Origin of the sequence: Ruminiclostridium cellobioparum DSM 1351 = ATCC 15832, from assembly GCF_000621505.1 — a bacterium.
GTDB classification, from domain to species: domain Bacteria; phylum Bacillota; class Clostridia; order Acetivibrionales; family DSM-1351; genus Ruminiclostridium; species Ruminiclostridium cellobioparum.
In genome coordinates this window covers 68,071-83,704 of record NZ_JHYD01000038.1, presented here as the reverse complement: position 1 = coordinate 83,704, position 15,634 = coordinate 68,071, and the positions used below count along the sequence as shown (strand labels likewise).

The window sequence follows — 15,634 nt, the reverse complement described above, 5'->3', positions numbered from 1 at the left end:
AAAATCTGCTGCACAATTAACTTATTTGACAAGCTTGACTGCTGAATTTTATTCAGCATGCTCATTTAAAATTGCTGACTTTTTTTCTAGTTCTTGTTTCCAAAAACCAGGTTGTAAAGTTCGCAAGTTACTCAATTTTGAAATCGCTATGCGATTTCGGAATTTTTCGAGTTCCTTTACATTACATTTGCATGTATTTGTCACTGTTTACTTTTCAAAGTCCATTTCTCAAAGTGTTATATACTTCGTATTACTGTGTCAGACTTCGTACTCTGCGTTGCTCATTTACCTTTGTAAATTCCGCTACTCGAGACTCGTCTTCCTTGTACTACTTGTATCTACCACTTTGAAATCAACCTTAGATACCACATTACTGCGTCAGATTTCATATTCTGCGCTGCTCACTTATCGTATAAGCTCAGCTGCTCGAAATTCATCTTCCGATGATTCACATTGTGAATCATTGTTCTGCCTCGCATCTATCATCTTGATACCTTAAAAGCACTATTACCGCTGGCTTTCAAGGTTTTTGCTGTTCGCTTGCCGCAAGCAGCTTAATTATGATATCACGTCGTTTTACTTGTGTCAACACTTATTTTAAAAATTCTTTTCAGCTGCTTTTACAGCTTGTCAGACCTTTAAGTTGGTGTCATCAGTATTTGCGACGGCTTATATATACTAACATAATGTTGTTTTTATTGTCAAGGGTAAACTGGCGATTAAAATGTGATTTTAGGTAATTATAAGAAAATAAATCACTTATATGCATATGTTCTAATGAGTTCTGCCGTTTTCTAGCGTATACGTTTTTTATTCTGCGGCCTTCCTGCAGCTTTATATAAACATATATAAATATAAAAAAGATCAGTGGTTCTCCACCAATCTTTGGATTTAATATTTGTCCGGCAGCTCCTGCCGTCACCTCAGGCTTTTTATTATCGATACCTTGTTTCCGCATTTATTGAACTTCAGCTTATCGCTGAGCTGTTCAACTATTATTAGTCCTCTCCCGTGTTCATTGAAGGAATTGTTCTTTTCTTCAACATAGTCGCCTAACTTCTGCAAGTCAACTTTATGATTGAACCCGCAGCCCTCATCCTTAACGCAGACATACAGATATGAATCGTTAAATATCTTTATGGTCACGTAAGCTCCCTTATCATCTCCGCAATTGTTTCCATGGCAGATAGCGTTGACGATAAGCTCATTTAGTATAACCCTGATTTCAAATAAAGTATCCTCACTTACCAGATACTCGGTCTGAATAACCTTTAGCACTGTTTTAATCAAACAGGCCAGGCCTTTTATATCGTGTTTGATGGCATAAGTTACAGCTTTCACAATTACACCCACCTAGTTTAGAATAATAATATTAATACCCAGTATTTATGTATATAAACAAGTGCATTAATATTATAGTAAAGTACGGAATCTATCCAGAATCTTTTTTTCCAAACGCGAGATGTACATTTGTGATACTCCGAACTTTTCGGCAATCTGCTTCTGAGTCAGATTTTGCATATATCTTAAACTTATGAAGTCACGCTCTACCTCACCGAATAATTTCAGTGTCCTTTCAAGGAAATCCCTGTTCTCAATTTTTTCATATGTTTTTTCATCATATCCCAAGGTATCACTTAAATCAGTTTCATTATCCTGATAAATACTCTGGTCAAGAGACTTAATTGAATTTGAGCTTCCTGCTTCAATTATTTCAAGTACGGTTTCTACGCTTATTCCCATAAAGGCTGCTATTTCATCTGCTCTAGGCACCCGTTTCAACTCCTGGGTCAATTCATCACGGGCTTTGTTAAGACCCTGCCTGGCTTCATAAAGTCTTCTCGGTATCTTGATAGATGTACTTTTATCTCTGAAGAACCTTTTGATTTCGCCCAATATGGTAGGTGTTGCAAAACTTACAAATTTAACTCCCTTATCCGGGCTGAATCTGTCCACCGCCTTAATCAGTGCCATACATGCCACCTGATATATGTCATCGTAGTCGACGCCCCTGTTAATAAACTTCCTTGCTAGAAAATCAGCCAGATTTATATATTTGGATACTATTGCATTCCTGTAGCTCACATCTTTTGTATCAATATAATGTAAGAACAGTTCAGCCTCCTCCATGACCTCAATACTGCTATTAACTTTTTCCATAAGCTATACTCCGATCTTTTTGGTCATAACTATGGAATTATTATCATTACAAAGCTCTACAGTATCCATAAGCGCTTTCATGATGTACAGACCATATTCATTGTCAAGAGCTTCCTTAAAGCAGTTAAATTGGATGCTTTCACCGGTAAACATTATCTCGAGGACATTTCCCCTGATATTGAAGGATATCCTGTACTGGCCTATTTCATCCGCTTCTCTGGCTAAAATGATGTTGCAAACTTCAGATACTGCTACTTTGATATCTTCTATCTCGTCGATATTAAAACCTATTCTGTTAGCCACACTTGATGCCGTGAGTCTCGCAGTACTTACATATTCTCTTTTTAAAGGCAAAACAAGTGCAACATTGTCGCAAGCTATATTATTACTCATATATAGTCTCCTTCTTTTATTATCAAAAAATAGGTACACATTTTATGTGTACCCATGATTGAGCAATGTAAACTTAAAATTAATCTATTTTAAATAATTTATCCAATCCGGTAATTATAAATAGTTTTTTTATGTTATCCTTTAAATTGCAAATATAGATGTTGTTATTATCTTTCCTGATCTCTTTCAAAGCGCCTACCAGTATTCCAAGACCCGTACTGTCAATATATGACAGTTCTTTGCAGTCTATATATAAGTCACCTTTGAATGTGTTGACTACTTCATTCAGCTCACTCTTAAATGTCTGACATGTGTAGATGTCAATCTCACCCGAAAGAAAAATACAGGTCTTGTCACCAACCAATTCTTTAGTTATTTTAAATTCACTGCATTCCATACTAATACCCCCCATCAATAATAATTTCATGATCTTACTATTAGCAATTGAGCGTCCGACAGTTCTTTATATCTATCATATAACCTTTATGTCACTTTGTAAAAAGTTTTATCAGTTTTAATACCAAATCATAGTTCTTGGGTTGAACGCGCACAACCAGTATTTTTTCAGGACCAATTACATCAATATCTTTAAAAAACTCGCTGCCGGATACATCAATTCCGTAAAGTCGTGGCTCGGCATCTGCATAGGTTTTAGGTATTGGCTGGTCTGTGGGACCTGCGGGATCTTCCCATTCGTCAACCACCCGCAGCTTCAGGGACTCACTTTTTGACACATCGATGTCAAGCTCCTTTGCCACATCATCCAGAGCCATAAATGCTCCATTTTTTGCATAATTGTCAAAAGCATACTTATTAACCAGATATAAATCTATATCTGATGCTGAAATAAGTACTACCGCTTTTTGCAAATAGGCGTATGACTGCTGATCGTTATGATTACCTGACAATACGGCAGAATCTACCGCTACCTCTTTTATTTCAGGGATGTTTTCAACTATTTTTTCTTTAAATTTGTCCTGTGACTCATAGTTTACTTCCCCCAGTAAACCGATTGTTATATCAGGTTCTACCCGGGTTACGATGGAATATACGGAATAAACTATCAATATTACCGCAACTATTCCGATGAGGATATGGTATTTATGATAGTGGAAAAAGTTGTCGGCCTTCTTCCTGTCGATACCTACCTTTTCAAAGGCCTTATCCGTATAGGTTTCCTTTTTCTCAACCTTTGGCTCCTCCACTTCATATCCCATTATCACTCTGTAAGCATCAGTGGACTTCCGGAATTCAGCCTCTGCATTGTCGTCCAGAGTGCCATCCATCTTCATAATTTTATACTTTTTCAGTACCACATCATATTTTTTTTCAATTTCATCTTTAGATGAGGCCTTAGTAACGCCTAATATTTTTCTGGCTTCCTGTAAAGTATACTTCAAACCAATCCCCCCTAGCACATCCCTACATTAATTTAAGCTATTCTCTCGGCTTCATTGTCGGGAACAGTAATATATCTCTTATGGACGCTGAATCGGTTAAGAGTATGATAAGTCTGTCCACTCCTATACCTAAGCCTCCTGTAGGGGGCATCCCGTATTCCAGTGCCGTAACATAATCTTCGTCCATCATATTGGCTTCTTCATCGCCCGAATCCCTTTTCTTGACCTGATTTACAAATCTCTCCTTCTGATCTACAGGGTCGTTAAGTTCAGAATATGCATTACCCATCTCACGTCCTGTTATAAAGAACTCGAAACGTTCGGTTAATTCAGGGTGACCAGGCTTTCTCTTTGTGAGAGGAGAAACCTCAACTGGATAATCATATATGAAGGTTGGCTGGACAAGATTGCTTTCAGCGAACTCTTCAAACATCAGGTTTAAAATTTCACCCCGGGTCATTCCCGGTTTTACATGGACTTTCTTTTCTTCTGCAGCTGCCTTTGCTTCTTCGTCAGTCTTAATGCTGTCAAAGTCAACTCCCGAATACTTTTTAACTGCTTCTATCATTGAAAGTCTGTTCCAGGGAGGAGTCAGATCTATTTCCTGTCCCTGATACATTATCTTTGTAGTTCCCAGAGTTTCCATGGCAACTGTAGATATAAGATTTTCGGTAAGTTCCATCATGCCCTTGTAATCAGTGTATGCCTCATAAACTTCCATCATGGTGAATTCAGGATTATGCTTAATGGACATACCTTCATTTCTGAACATTCTTCCCATTTCATATACTTTTTCCATACCGCCGACAATAAGCCTCTTAAGATATAACTCCGGAGCAATTCTCAGGTACATATCTATGTCCAGTGTATTGTGATGAGTTATAAACGGTCTTGCAGCAGCTCCGCCCGGAATTGTATTCAATAAAGGCGTATCTACCTCAAGGAAGCCCCTGTCGTCAAGGAACTTTCTGATTGACTTTATTATTTTGCTCCTTAATATGAAAGTATTCTTCACTTCAGGATTTACAATAAGGTCAACATACCTTTGCCTGTATCTCAAATCCGTATCTTTGAGACCGTGCCACTTTTCAGGCAGGGGCTGAAGGGATTTCGACAACAGTGTAACTTCCTTTACCTTTATTGATATCTGTCCCATATGGGTTTTGAATATCTCACCTTTTACCCCGACAATATCGCCTATATCATACTTTTTAAACATTTCATAGCTTTCGTCGCCTACTTCATCCTTTCTGACGTAGAGCTGTATCCTGCCGTCCCTGTCCTGCAAATCACAGAAACCTGCCTTACCCATTCCTCTTTTGGACATGAGTCTTCCGGCTATGGATGTGTTCCGGCCTTCCAGAGTTTCAAAATTATCCAATATATTTTGAGTTGAATCTGTCACATCATACTTGACTATTTTAAAAGGATCATTGTTTTTATCCTGTAAATCCTTTAATTTTGCACGGCGTACTTTGAGTATTTCACTTAAATCCTGTTCTTCATTCTGTTCATTAACCTGCATATTTTCTTCCGACATTATATCCTCCAGCAATCTCTATTGTAATCTATTACAAAAAACAGTTTACATTTTTAATGTAAACTGTCAGTATAATTATATATTAGTTTAGCTTTTAGTGGCAACACATAATTAAAATTATATAAACTACTTGGAAATCTCTAAAATCTTGAATTTGATTGCTCCATCAGGAACCTGGACTTCAACGATTTCTCCTACCTTGTGTCCCATTAAAGCTGCTCCCACCGGCGATTCATTTGAAATCTTCGACTTCAGCGGATTTGCTTCTGTGGAACCGACTATCAGATATTCCACTTCCTCCTCAAATTCCACGTCGAAAAGCCTGACTCTTGATCCCAAACTGACCACATCTGTTTTTACGTCATCCTCATCTATCAGTCGGGCATGCTTAAGCATTGATTCCAACTGGACGATTCTTCCCTCCACCTGTGCCTGTTCATTCTTTGCTTCATCATATTCCGAATTTTCCGATATATCTCCAAATGAAAGTGCCTGTTTAATTCTCTCGGCAACTTCCTTTCTTTTTGTTCCTCTGAGGAATTCCAATTCTTCTTCTAATTTTTTTAAGCCTTCGTAGGTTAAAACGACTTCTTTTGCTGACATTTGAAGCCCTCTCCTTTACCGTTAATTTTTTCTGCTAACCTAGCATAATTTAAAGTATCCTGTTATCTTATCTCCATAATCATGCTGTAATATCCATAATATTTCACAAATATAGAAAAAATTTTAAGCCGTAGGTCAGCCATATTGCTAACTAATTATAAATTACATATAAAATAATGTCAAGAAGCCTTTCACCAATATTTTACAGGCAATTATAACCTTTGTATCCTGTATAATCCAGCATTATTGCTCTTTTCTTTGAAGTCTTCAAAAAACAGCAGTGCAATTTATACTTCGATATATACTATTGTACTTCAAGATATATATTAGAATATGCACCTTACTTTCTTTTAGACCTAACTTTAAGAGTTTATATAAATCACGATGAGGACAATTCCTTATCCTTCAGGATAACGTCATGGGCTCCGCCTTCCTTGATGCTTGTGGCCGATACAAGTGTGAGCCTTGCCTTCTGCTGAAGATCTGAAACCGAAAGTGCCCCGCAGTTGCACATGGTTGATTTCACTTTGTGTATGGTAGTGTCAAGGTTATCCTTGAGCTTTCCTGCGTAAGGCACATAGGAATCAACGCCTTCTTCAAAGCCCAGCTTTGAGTCTCCGCCCATATCGTATCTCTGCCAGTTTCTTGCACGGTTTGAGCCTTCACCCCAGTATTCCTTAACAAAATTTCCGCCGACTTTTATTTTTCTCGTAGGACTTTCATCGAATCTGGCAAAATACCTTCCGAGCATTACAAAGTCCGCCCCCATGGCAAGTGCAAGCACAATATGGTAATCATGCACAATCCCGCCGTCGGAACATATCGGAACATATGTGCCCGTTTCCTTAAAGTATTCATCCCTGGCAGCTGAAACCTCAATGACTGATGAAGCCTGTCCCCTGCCTATGCCTTTTTGCTCTCTTGTGATGCAAATTGAGCCTCCCCCGATACCTACCTTGATAAAATCGGCTCCGGCATTTACCAGGTATCTGAAGCCTTCCCTGTCAACTACATTGCCTGCTCCCACCTTGACTTCGCCATTGTAGGTCTCTTTAATCCATCTGATGGTGTCGGACTGCCACTCGCTGTATCCATCCGAGGAGTCTATGCATACCACATCCACGCCGGCATCAACCAGTGCAGGAACTCTTTCCTTGTAATCGCGGGTGTTTATGCCTGCCCCCACAACAAGACGCTTGTTTTGATCCAGCAATTCGTTCGGGTTTTCCTTGTGGCTGTCATAGTCTTTTCTGAATACCAGGTACACCAGCTTTTGTTCGCTGTCAATTATAGGCAGGCAGTTCAGCTTGTGCTCCCAGATCATGTCATTTGCTTCTTTAAGGGTGATGCCTTCCTGTCCGTAAATCAATTGTGAAAATGGAGTCATGAACTCGTGAATTTTTTGATCCATTGAGGCTCTGCTAAGTCTGTAGTCCCTGCTTGTAACTATTCCCACCAGCTTGCCGGTAGGTGTTCCATCCTCGGTAATTGCTATGGTGGAATGGCCTGTTCTTTCTTTTATTTCCACCACATCTCTCAGCGTATTGTCAGGGCTCAAATTGCTGTCGCTGACAACAAAGCCCGCTTTGTACTTCTTTACCTTCCTCACCATCTCGGCCTGGTTTCCGATAGTTTGTGATCCGTATACAAATGATATACCGCCACATCTTGCCAATGCGATTGCCATATTGTTGTCCGAGACCGACTGCATTATGGCTGAGGCTACAGGTATATTTAGCTGTAAAGACGGTTTTTCACCGGCCTTAAACTTAACGACGGGTGTTTTCAAATCCACATTTCCCGGCATGCATTCTTTGGTGCTTAAATTGGGAACCAGAAGATATTCACTGAATGTTCTGGATGGTTCACTATAAAAATACGCCATTTTCCAAAATCCTCCTTGATCGGAATAATAAATATGTGTTATAAAATTATATAAATACCGGATACCGTTTGAACATCTCCAGCACTATTTATCATTATTTAAAAGGCAAATGGCTGTAATGCTGCCATCTGCCTTATTATCTACTTTAGTTTATTCAAATACTTTTCTTGGAATATATTTTTTGAAAGACTCTATCATTTTGGGATGAGGTTCAAAAAATACCAGCACCTTGCTTCCGTCCTTTACTGTTGTAAGAAAGTATACATCGGGAGAATTCATGGTTGTAACAGCATTGATACGCTTTTTTATGCTGTCTGTATTATTGTTGAATTGCCCGCTGGTCATTTTGGCAACCACTTCAAAATCCTTGCAGTTTCCCGAAAAAACTCTCTTTCTTTTCCTTTGGGCTATTATCATATCTATGTCAAGATCACCGTTTGTCACAATGTACTCGTATTCAACGTTCCTGTTTCTGATAAAAATATACCCGAGATAACCTATTCCCACTATTATTAAGGGTGAAAAGGCCGCCAGAAACGGCAATGAGCCTACAAACATTATGATGATCAGTGCAGATAAAATAATACTGGCAATTACCACACCGTCAACTGCAGTTTTCTTACGTCTTACAATTTTCTCCAAAAATATATCCACGCATACCCCTCCTGAGAAGTTTATTCTATACTCCAATAAACTTGCGCTTGGCTTAAAATATTATATATATATCTAAGCTTTTTATACATAATAATAAATTACTGAAATAATAGCAAGTATTATTTTTAGGATTTATTATTAATTTTAAAATTATTTACAATTTCATCATGCAATTAAAAAAAATTAATCATATTTTAAATGATTAAAATAAAAGAGGATGGCTTTTTTCGCTCTGCCACCCTCTTTATTCTTATTTGAATCCAGGACTGTTAATACATGCCGCCCATTCCGCCTGGCATTCCACCGGGCATAGCCGGAGCTTCCGGTTCAGGTTTGTCGGTAACCAGACTTTCAGTTGTCAGAACCATGGATGCTATTGATGCCGCATTTTGAAGTGCATATCTTGTAACTTTTGCAGGATCGACGATACCGCTTTCTATCATATCGATATACTTTTCATTAAGAGCATCAAAACCAATACCCTTGTTGCTTGCCTTTATCTTGTCAACTATGACTGAGCCCTCTAATCCCGCATTAGCTGCGATCTGTCTTACAGGCTCTTCCAATGCCCTCAATATGATCTGAACACCGGTCTTTTCATCGCCTGAAGTTGTATCAAGCAATTTTGCAACATCAGGTATTACATTTATCAATACTGTTCCGCCGCCTGCTACGATACCTTCTTCAACAGCAGCTCTTGTAGCTGCGAGAGCATCTTCTATTCTCAATTTCTTTTCTTTCATTTCGGTTTCAGTTGCAGCACCAACCTGGATTACAGCAACACCGCCAGACAGCTTTGCAAGTCTTTCCTGCAGCTTTTCTCTGTCAAAGTCTGAAGTTGTGTCTTCAATCTGTGATTTGATTGAAGCGATTCTGTTTTTGATTTCCTGCTGGTCTCCAGCACCGTCTACAATAATAGTGTTTTCTTTCTGAACTATTACCTGTCTTGCTCTGCCAAGCTGGGTAATCTGAGTTTCCTTAAGGTCAAGACCCAATTCCTCAGTTATAACTTCTCCTCCTGTCAGTACTGCTATATCACGGAGCATTTCCTTTCTTCTGTCGCCAAAGCCCGGAGCCTTGACAGCCACACAGGTGAAGGTTCCTCTCAATTTGTTGACGATAAGGGTTGTAAGAGCTTCTCCTTCAATATCTTCAGCAATTATTAACAGTTTCTTGCCCTGTTGAACTATCTGTTCGAGAATAGGGAGGATATCCTGAATATTTGTCAATTTCTTATCGGTGATAAGTATATATGGATCATCGAGAACTGCTTCCATTTTCTCGGTGTCGGTTACCATATAAGCTGAGAGGTATCCTCTGTCAAACTGCATACCTTCAACCACTTCAAGGTTAGTACCCATGGATTTGGATTCTTCAACAGTTATAACACCGTCGTTAGTTACCTTTTCCATAGCATCTGCAATAAGTGTTCCTACCACATCATCATTAGCTGAAATTGTAGCAACTCTTGCGATGTCTTCCTTCCCCTTGATTTTCTGGCTGTTTTCCTTAATTCCGGTAACAGCTATGTCCACTGCTTTCTGTAAACCCTTCTTTAATATCATTGGGTTTGCACCGGCAGCTACATTCTTCATGCCTTCTCTGATTATTGCCTGTGCCAAAAGAGTAGCGGTAGTAGTACCGTCACCTGCAACATCATTGGTCTTTGTAGCAACTTCCTTAACCAGCTGCGCACCCATATTTTCAAACTTGTCTTCGAGTTCTATTTCCTTGGCTATGGTAACACCATCATTAGTTATCAACGGTGCTCCGAATTTCTTATCCAAAACAACATTACGACCCTTAGGTCCAAGAGTTACCTTAACGGTATCAGCTAATTGATTAACACCTTTTTCAAGTGCACGTCTAGCTTCTTCACCAAACTTTATTTCCTTTGCCATGTTCTATTGCCTCCTATTAATATTATTCAACTTAATATTATTCAACAACTGCAAGGATATCGCCCTGCTTCAGTATAGTATATTCCTGGCCGTCAAATTTTACCTCTGTGCCGGAATATTTGCTGGTGAGAACCCTGTCTCCAACCTTAACTTCCATTTTGACTTCTTTTCCGTCAACAACTGTTCCAGGACCAACAGCAACAACTTCAGCAACCTGTGGCTTCTCCTTCGCGCTGCCTGGCAATACTATTCCGCTCTTGGTAGTTTCTTCGCTTTCAAGCATTTTAATAACTACTCTATCACCTAATGGTTTTATCTTCATTGTTTTACCTCCTCGAAATTTTTATAACATTTGTTAGCACTCACTACTAACGAGTGCTAATTACATTTATTATATTATATATTGGTTAAAATATAATCAAATATCTTTTTTGAATGAAATTAGCTATATTCTGCCATATAACCCATTCTTGCTATTGATATCTATATTTTTCTTCCAATTGCTCCATTTTTCCGTATTATTTATTATTGGTTAATAAAAAATTCAGAAAGATATATTCAAAACCTTGAGTGCATCATTTAATAACCCGGAAGTAATTTTATACTTAAGTATAATTTCCCCTTTTTCCATTTCTATATGAAATAACCTGCAGTACGAGTATTCCAGCGCTGCAGAATACATATCATAGCTCCCGTTGAAGGGTTCGATCGGCTGTTTCAAATCCTGGACAGCCTTAATCAATATACTGATTATTTCCTTTTTGTACAAACTGCTATACATTATTTCCCTGTTTCTCAGGGCGCCTTCAATTATTGGTGCATATTTTTTGGGGAGTTTTATCTTATCAGGTCCTCTATCCCTTAACAGGTCATAATGCCTGCCGGCATCGTATCTGGACTTTATGGATTCCTGATTTACGCAGAACAGGTTTGTATACTCTTTTACAACATTGTCTGCAATTTGTCCCCGGTTATTCTCATCAGTGATGTAGCTGACCCAATCTGCCAGTGAACTGCAATTTGCCGTATAAACGTTTATCATTTCGGATAATTCCAATGCTTTGGAACGTCTGCCGGTAATTATGTACGCCAGCATCAGGACTGAATAAACCAGCCGGTCACTGTATTCAACAGCATATGTTTCCACAAGCTTGACCAGTTCTTCGGTTTTATCGAATACCATAAGCACAGTTGCAGCACAAAGCAGTTCATCCCTGTTTTCTATGGGACGGTAAGGGAGAATTTCAAGAGCACGCCTGAATGCAGCCTTCCTTTTCGACCTGGATAACAGGTAAATATTCAGACAGTTCCCCCAAATATTTTCACTGTCAATAATATTTACGGTAGAATTGATATATTCTGCCCGGATAAACTGCTGCTTTTCCATTAAAGCCAGTGTCAGCTGGTTTCTGGCCTCCACATTGAACGGATTTGCCCGGATTGCTTTGTAAAGACAACCGACAGCTTTTTCAGTATTGTTTTCTTTAAGATATGTCTGAGCCTTTTTAAGATTTGTTGCAGATGTCTTAAGAAACTTGTTGTTATGTGAGACTTCGCTGTACAGCTTTAAATAAAAGGCCATCTCCGAAATCTCATAGCTGAACTCGCCTTCGGCATCAAAATAAAGGTATTTGTCAAAATACTCGGCAGCTTTTTCATTGTTTCCCACTTCGAAGCTATTGCAGCCCAAACCAAAAAAACAGTCGAACATTGTAGGATCAAAGTTTGTCAATATGTCATTGAACAGCCTGTTAGCTTCCCTGGGGCGTTGGAGTTCAGACAAAAAGCAAGCCATATTGAACTTATACTCACTGTTGTCAGGTTCCAGCTCCAAAGCCTTCATCAAGTTCCGGTATGCCTCGCTTAGATTTTTTTTATTAGCCAGTCTTAATCCCTTTGAAAAATAAAATTCAGGATTATTTCTATATTCACTTATACTCAGGATATTATTTTTCACTTATCTACGTCCTTTTAATTCACCATATATATCTTCGAGAGTAACGCCTCTTTCAACCATTAGAACCATAAGATGATACATCAGATCGGAAATTTCATACCTTATTTCTTCCCTGGATTTATTCTTTGCAGCTATGATTACCTCTGCAGCTTCTTCTCCGACTTTCTTTAGTATCTTATCAAGTCCCTTTGTAAACAGGTAATTTGTATATGATCCTTCCTTTGGATGAACTGTTCTGTCAACAATAACGTCATAAACCTCCTGAAGGATCCTTGCTGATATCTCTTCCTCGGCCTCCGGTGCTGTTTCGGTCCATTCACCGTCTGTGAGTGTTCTGAAGAAGCAGGTCTTATTGCCGGTATGGCAGGCCGCATCAATCTGTTGGGCTTCAATGAGAAGTGTATCTCCGTCACAGTCAAGTTTTATGGACTTAACAAGCTGGAAATGGCCTGAAGTCTCACCCTTTATCCACAGCTTGCCGCGGCTGCGGCTGTAGTATGTGACCTTGCCGGTCTCCAGGGTCTTATCAAAAGCCTCCTCGTTCATATATGCAACCATGAGTACTTCCTTTGTCTTATAATCCTGTGTAACAACCGGAATAAGCCCTTTATCGTCAAATTTAACCGAGTCCTTTAAATTTCCCACCATAACGCCTCCATACATTTTTATTCTTACAGCTTGTTTTATGTTCAATTTTTTCACCGGCCACTGCACCGGAATGTTTCGTTGATTATTTACACATCTATCTATTATAGTCTAGTTTCTATTCCATTACTACCCAAATATCTTTTTAAATCGCGGATTTCCATTTCTCTGAAATGAAAAAGTGATGCCGCAAGTACTGCATCAGCCTTCCCGCCAACCAGTGCCTCTTTGAAGTGTTCCAGCTTGCCTGCACCGCCCGAAGCAATTACAGGTATTTTTACATTCTCCGAAATTGTTCTGGTAAGTTCGATATCATAGCCGTCCTTTGTACCATCCCGGTCCATACTGGTCAGAAGAATTTCCCCCGCGCCCAATTTTTCTGCTTCGATGGCCCACTGGACCGCATCCTTTCCGGTATTTACCCTGCCGCCGTTCAGATAGGTATCCCAGCCCGAACCATCCGGCCGGCCCTTGGCATCTATGGCCAGCACAACACACTGGCTGCCGAATTTCCAGGCTGCCTCGGATATAAGCTCCGGCCTCCTGAGTGCCCCCGAATTGACTCCCACCTTGTCGGCTCCGGCCTTGAGTATTTGCCTGAAATCCTCTACCGTCCTTATGCCGCCGCCTACGGTAAAGGGAATAAAGACCTGCTCGGCCACCCGGCTGACCACCTCCACCATTATGTTCCTGGCGTCGGAGGAGGCTGTGATATCCAGAAAGGTCAGTTCGTCGGCGCCGGCTTTATCATAAAAGGCCGCGGCCTCCACAGGGTCTCCTGCGTCTATGATATTAACAAACTGAACGCCCTTTACCACTCTTCCTGCGTGTACATCCAAACACGGAATAATTCTCTTTGTCAGCATATTAACCTCCCCGCACTGCAGTCACAAAATGTAATAAAATCTCTTCACTCCCTCATCCGCTATAAGGCGAATAAAGGAGGTTAATTGACCCTCTGCACACAGTGCATACACAAATAATACCACTAAAAAGGCCACCAAAAAGCGCTTGCGGTCTTATGCCTTTATAGCAGCTTTCAGTTCCAAATTCCCTGTATACAATGCTTTCCCTACAATTACACCGCTTACGCCTGTGGTTTTTAGATCTGAAATATCCTTGATACAGCTTACGCCCCCCGAGGCAATCACAGCTATTCCGACAGCTTTTGCCATCTGGCTCATGGCCTGGATATTTGGCCCCTTGAGCATGCCATCCCTTGAGATATCGGTATATATTACAGTTTTGGCACCCAGCTCCTCCACCTTTTTTGCAAAAGCTATTGCAGACAGGTCACTGGTCTGCTCCCAGCCGTGTATGGCCACCATTCCGTCCTTTGCATCTATTCCTACAACTATTTTTTCCCTGTACTCCTTCAAAGCTGTCTTAAGCATCTCCTGATCATTAACTGCCGAGGTCCCCAGTATAACTCTGCTCAAGCCGCCTGAAATAAGATCTTCAACGGTTTCCAGGCTCCTTATGCCGCCGCCTACCTGCACCGGGATTCTCAGAGTTTTTGCTATCTGCTTTATTATTCCATGGTTCTCGGTATTACCCGACCGCGCCGCATCCAGATCCACAACATGCAGATACTGTGCTCCCTGGCTTTCCCATTTGAGAGCCATCTCCGCCGGACTGTCTCCGAAAACCGTTACCTCGCTGTAGCTACCCTGCTGCAGCCTTACACATTTTCCGTTTATTATATCAATCGCAGGATATATTATCATAATGAGCAACCTCCTACAGTACCGCAAAATTCCTGAGTATATCAAGTCCCACATCTCCGCTTTTTTCGGGGTGGAACTGCGTTCCCATTACGCTGCCCTTTGCTACGGCGGCATCAAATGTAATTCCGTAATTGCAGGTTGCCGCAACATGGCTGCTGTCGGCTGCTGTCAGATAATAAGAGTGCACGAAATACACATAACTGTTTTCCCTGATTCCTTTGAATATACCTTCTCCCTGCTTTATACTCAGGCTGTTCCAACCCATGTGCGGAACCTTCAGTCCCATATCCGAAGGAAACTGCGTTACGCTGCCTTTGAGCAGGCCAAGGCCGGGAACCCTGTCCCCTCCCTCGGTGCTGTAGTCGAAAAGCAGCTGCATTCCAAGGCAGATGCCCAGCAGCGGAGTGCCTTTTTCCACTACCTTTTCTATGACAGAAATCATATTTGTCTTTTCAAGACTGTTCATGGCATCTGCAAAGGCGCCTACGCCCGGCAGAACAACCTTGCCGGCAGCAAGTATTTCTGCCGGATCGGAAGTTATGGCCGACTCCACTCCTATAAAGCTGAAAGCTTTGTTTACGCTTGCAAGGTTTCCTACGCCGTAGTCAATTATAGCAATCATAATTATTCTCCAATCATAACCTCTGTTGACAATGTACCGCAATTGTTTTTAACTGTGCATCTTATTTCATGAAGTTGTACTCGCGTACCAGTTGCTTCTGATTGAATCAATCTGTAAAGCAAAACAAAATTTTAATTAGCACAACGG

The 15,634-nt window shown here is 40.4% G+C and carries 16 protein-coding genes; all 16 read right to left on the bottom strand.

Translation table 11 applies throughout. The annotated features are described in order from the left end of the window. Positions 1–918 precede the first annotated feature (918 nt). Complete coding sequence (locus T344_RS0114800) at positions 919–1,341, bottom strand: ATP-binding protein (protein WP_034861650.1); 423 nt, start codon at positions 1,339–1,341, stop codon at positions 919–921. 72 nt (positions 1,342–1,413) lie between these two features. Beyond that, entirely contained in the window at positions 1,414–2,160 is a 747-nt protein-coding gene (locus tag T344_RS0114795) for a SigB/SigF/SigG family RNA polymerase sigma factor (protein ID WP_027629361.1), read from the bottom strand. Between the two features lie 3 nt (positions 2,161–2,163). Continuing rightward, positions 2,164–2,553, bottom strand: a complete 390-nt coding sequence (locus T344_RS0114790) for an ATP-binding protein (RefSeq protein WP_004627257.1) — start codon at positions 2,551–2,553, stop codon at positions 2,164–2,166. 79 nt (positions 2,554–2,632) lie between these two features. Next, complete coding sequence (locus T344_RS0114785) at positions 2,633–2,950, bottom strand: STAS domain-containing protein (protein WP_004627351.1); 318 nt, start codon at positions 2,948–2,950, stop codon at positions 2,633–2,635. A gap of 91 nt (positions 2,951–3,041) precedes the next feature. Next, complete coding sequence (locus tag T344_RS0114780) at positions 3,042–3,953, bottom strand: hypothetical protein (protein ID WP_027629360.1); 912 nt, start codon at positions 3,951–3,953, stop codon at positions 3,042–3,044. Positions 3,954–3,990: 37 nt separating this feature from the next. Beyond that, entirely contained in the window at positions 3,991–5,493 is a 1,503-nt protein-coding gene (gene lysS / locus T344_RS0114775; RefSeq protein ID WP_027629359.1) for a lysine--tRNA ligase, read from the bottom strand. Between the two features lie 126 nt (positions 5,494–5,619). Then, positions 5,620–6,096, bottom strand: coding sequence for a transcription elongation factor GreA (greA, locus tag T344_RS0114770; RefSeq protein WP_004627255.1), 477 nt, complete (start codon positions 6,094–6,096; stop codon positions 5,620–5,622). Between the two features lie 379 nt (positions 6,097–6,475). Then, entirely contained in the window at positions 6,476–7,981 is a 1,506-nt protein-coding gene (locus T344_RS0114765) for an IMP dehydrogenase (protein ID WP_027629358.1), read from the bottom strand. Between the two features lie 150 nt (positions 7,982–8,131). Then, on the bottom strand, positions 8,132–8,635 hold the full coding sequence (locus T344_RS0114760) for a DUF6106 family protein (protein ID WP_027629357.1): 504 nt from the start codon (positions 8,633–8,635) through the stop codon (positions 8,132–8,134). A gap of 269 nt (positions 8,636–8,904) precedes the next feature. Further along, entirely contained in the window at positions 8,905–10,536 is a 1,632-nt protein-coding gene (groL, locus tag T344_RS0114755; protein WP_027629356.1) for a chaperonin GroEL, read from the bottom strand. A gap of 37 nt (positions 10,537–10,573) precedes the next feature. Beyond that, positions 10,574–10,858: a co-chaperone GroES gene (groES, locus tag T344_RS0114750; protein WP_004627274.1), complete on the bottom strand. Its 285-nt coding sequence runs from the start codon at positions 10,856–10,858 to the stop codon at positions 10,574–10,576. 222 nt (positions 10,859–11,080) lie between these two features. Beyond that, positions 11,081–12,493, bottom strand: coding sequence for a tetratricopeptide repeat protein (locus T344_RS0114745; RefSeq protein ID WP_027629355.1), 1,413 nt, complete (start codon positions 12,491–12,493; stop codon positions 11,081–11,083). Beyond that, on the bottom strand, positions 12,494–13,138 hold the full coding sequence (hisIE, locus tag T344_RS0114740) for a bifunctional phosphoribosyl-AMP cyclohydrolase/phosphoribosyl-ATP diphosphatase HisIE (RefSeq protein ID WP_027629354.1): 645 nt from the start codon (positions 13,136–13,138) through the stop codon (positions 12,494–12,496). Positions 13,139–13,242: 104 nt separating this feature from the next. Beyond that, positions 13,243–14,004 carry an imidazole glycerol phosphate synthase subunit HisF gene (gene hisF, locus T344_RS0114735; protein WP_027629353.1) on the bottom strand — a complete coding sequence of 254 codons (762 nt, stop codon included), beginning with the start codon at positions 14,002–14,004 and terminating at the stop codon, positions 13,243–13,245. A 153-nt stretch (positions 14,005–14,157) separates the two neighbouring features. Next, positions 14,158–14,865, bottom strand: coding sequence for a 1-(5-phosphoribosyl)-5-[(5-phosphoribosylamino)methylideneamino]imidazole-4-carboxamide isomerase (hisA, locus tag T344_RS0114730; RefSeq protein ID WP_027629352.1), 708 nt, complete (start codon positions 14,863–14,865; stop codon positions 14,158–14,160). A gap of 13 nt (positions 14,866–14,878) precedes the next feature. Next, on the bottom strand, positions 14,879–15,487 hold the full coding sequence (gene hisH, locus T344_RS0114725) for an imidazole glycerol phosphate synthase subunit HisH (protein ID WP_027629351.1): 609 nt from the start codon (positions 15,485–15,487) through the stop codon (positions 14,879–14,881). Positions 15,488–15,634: the final 147 nt, after the last annotated feature.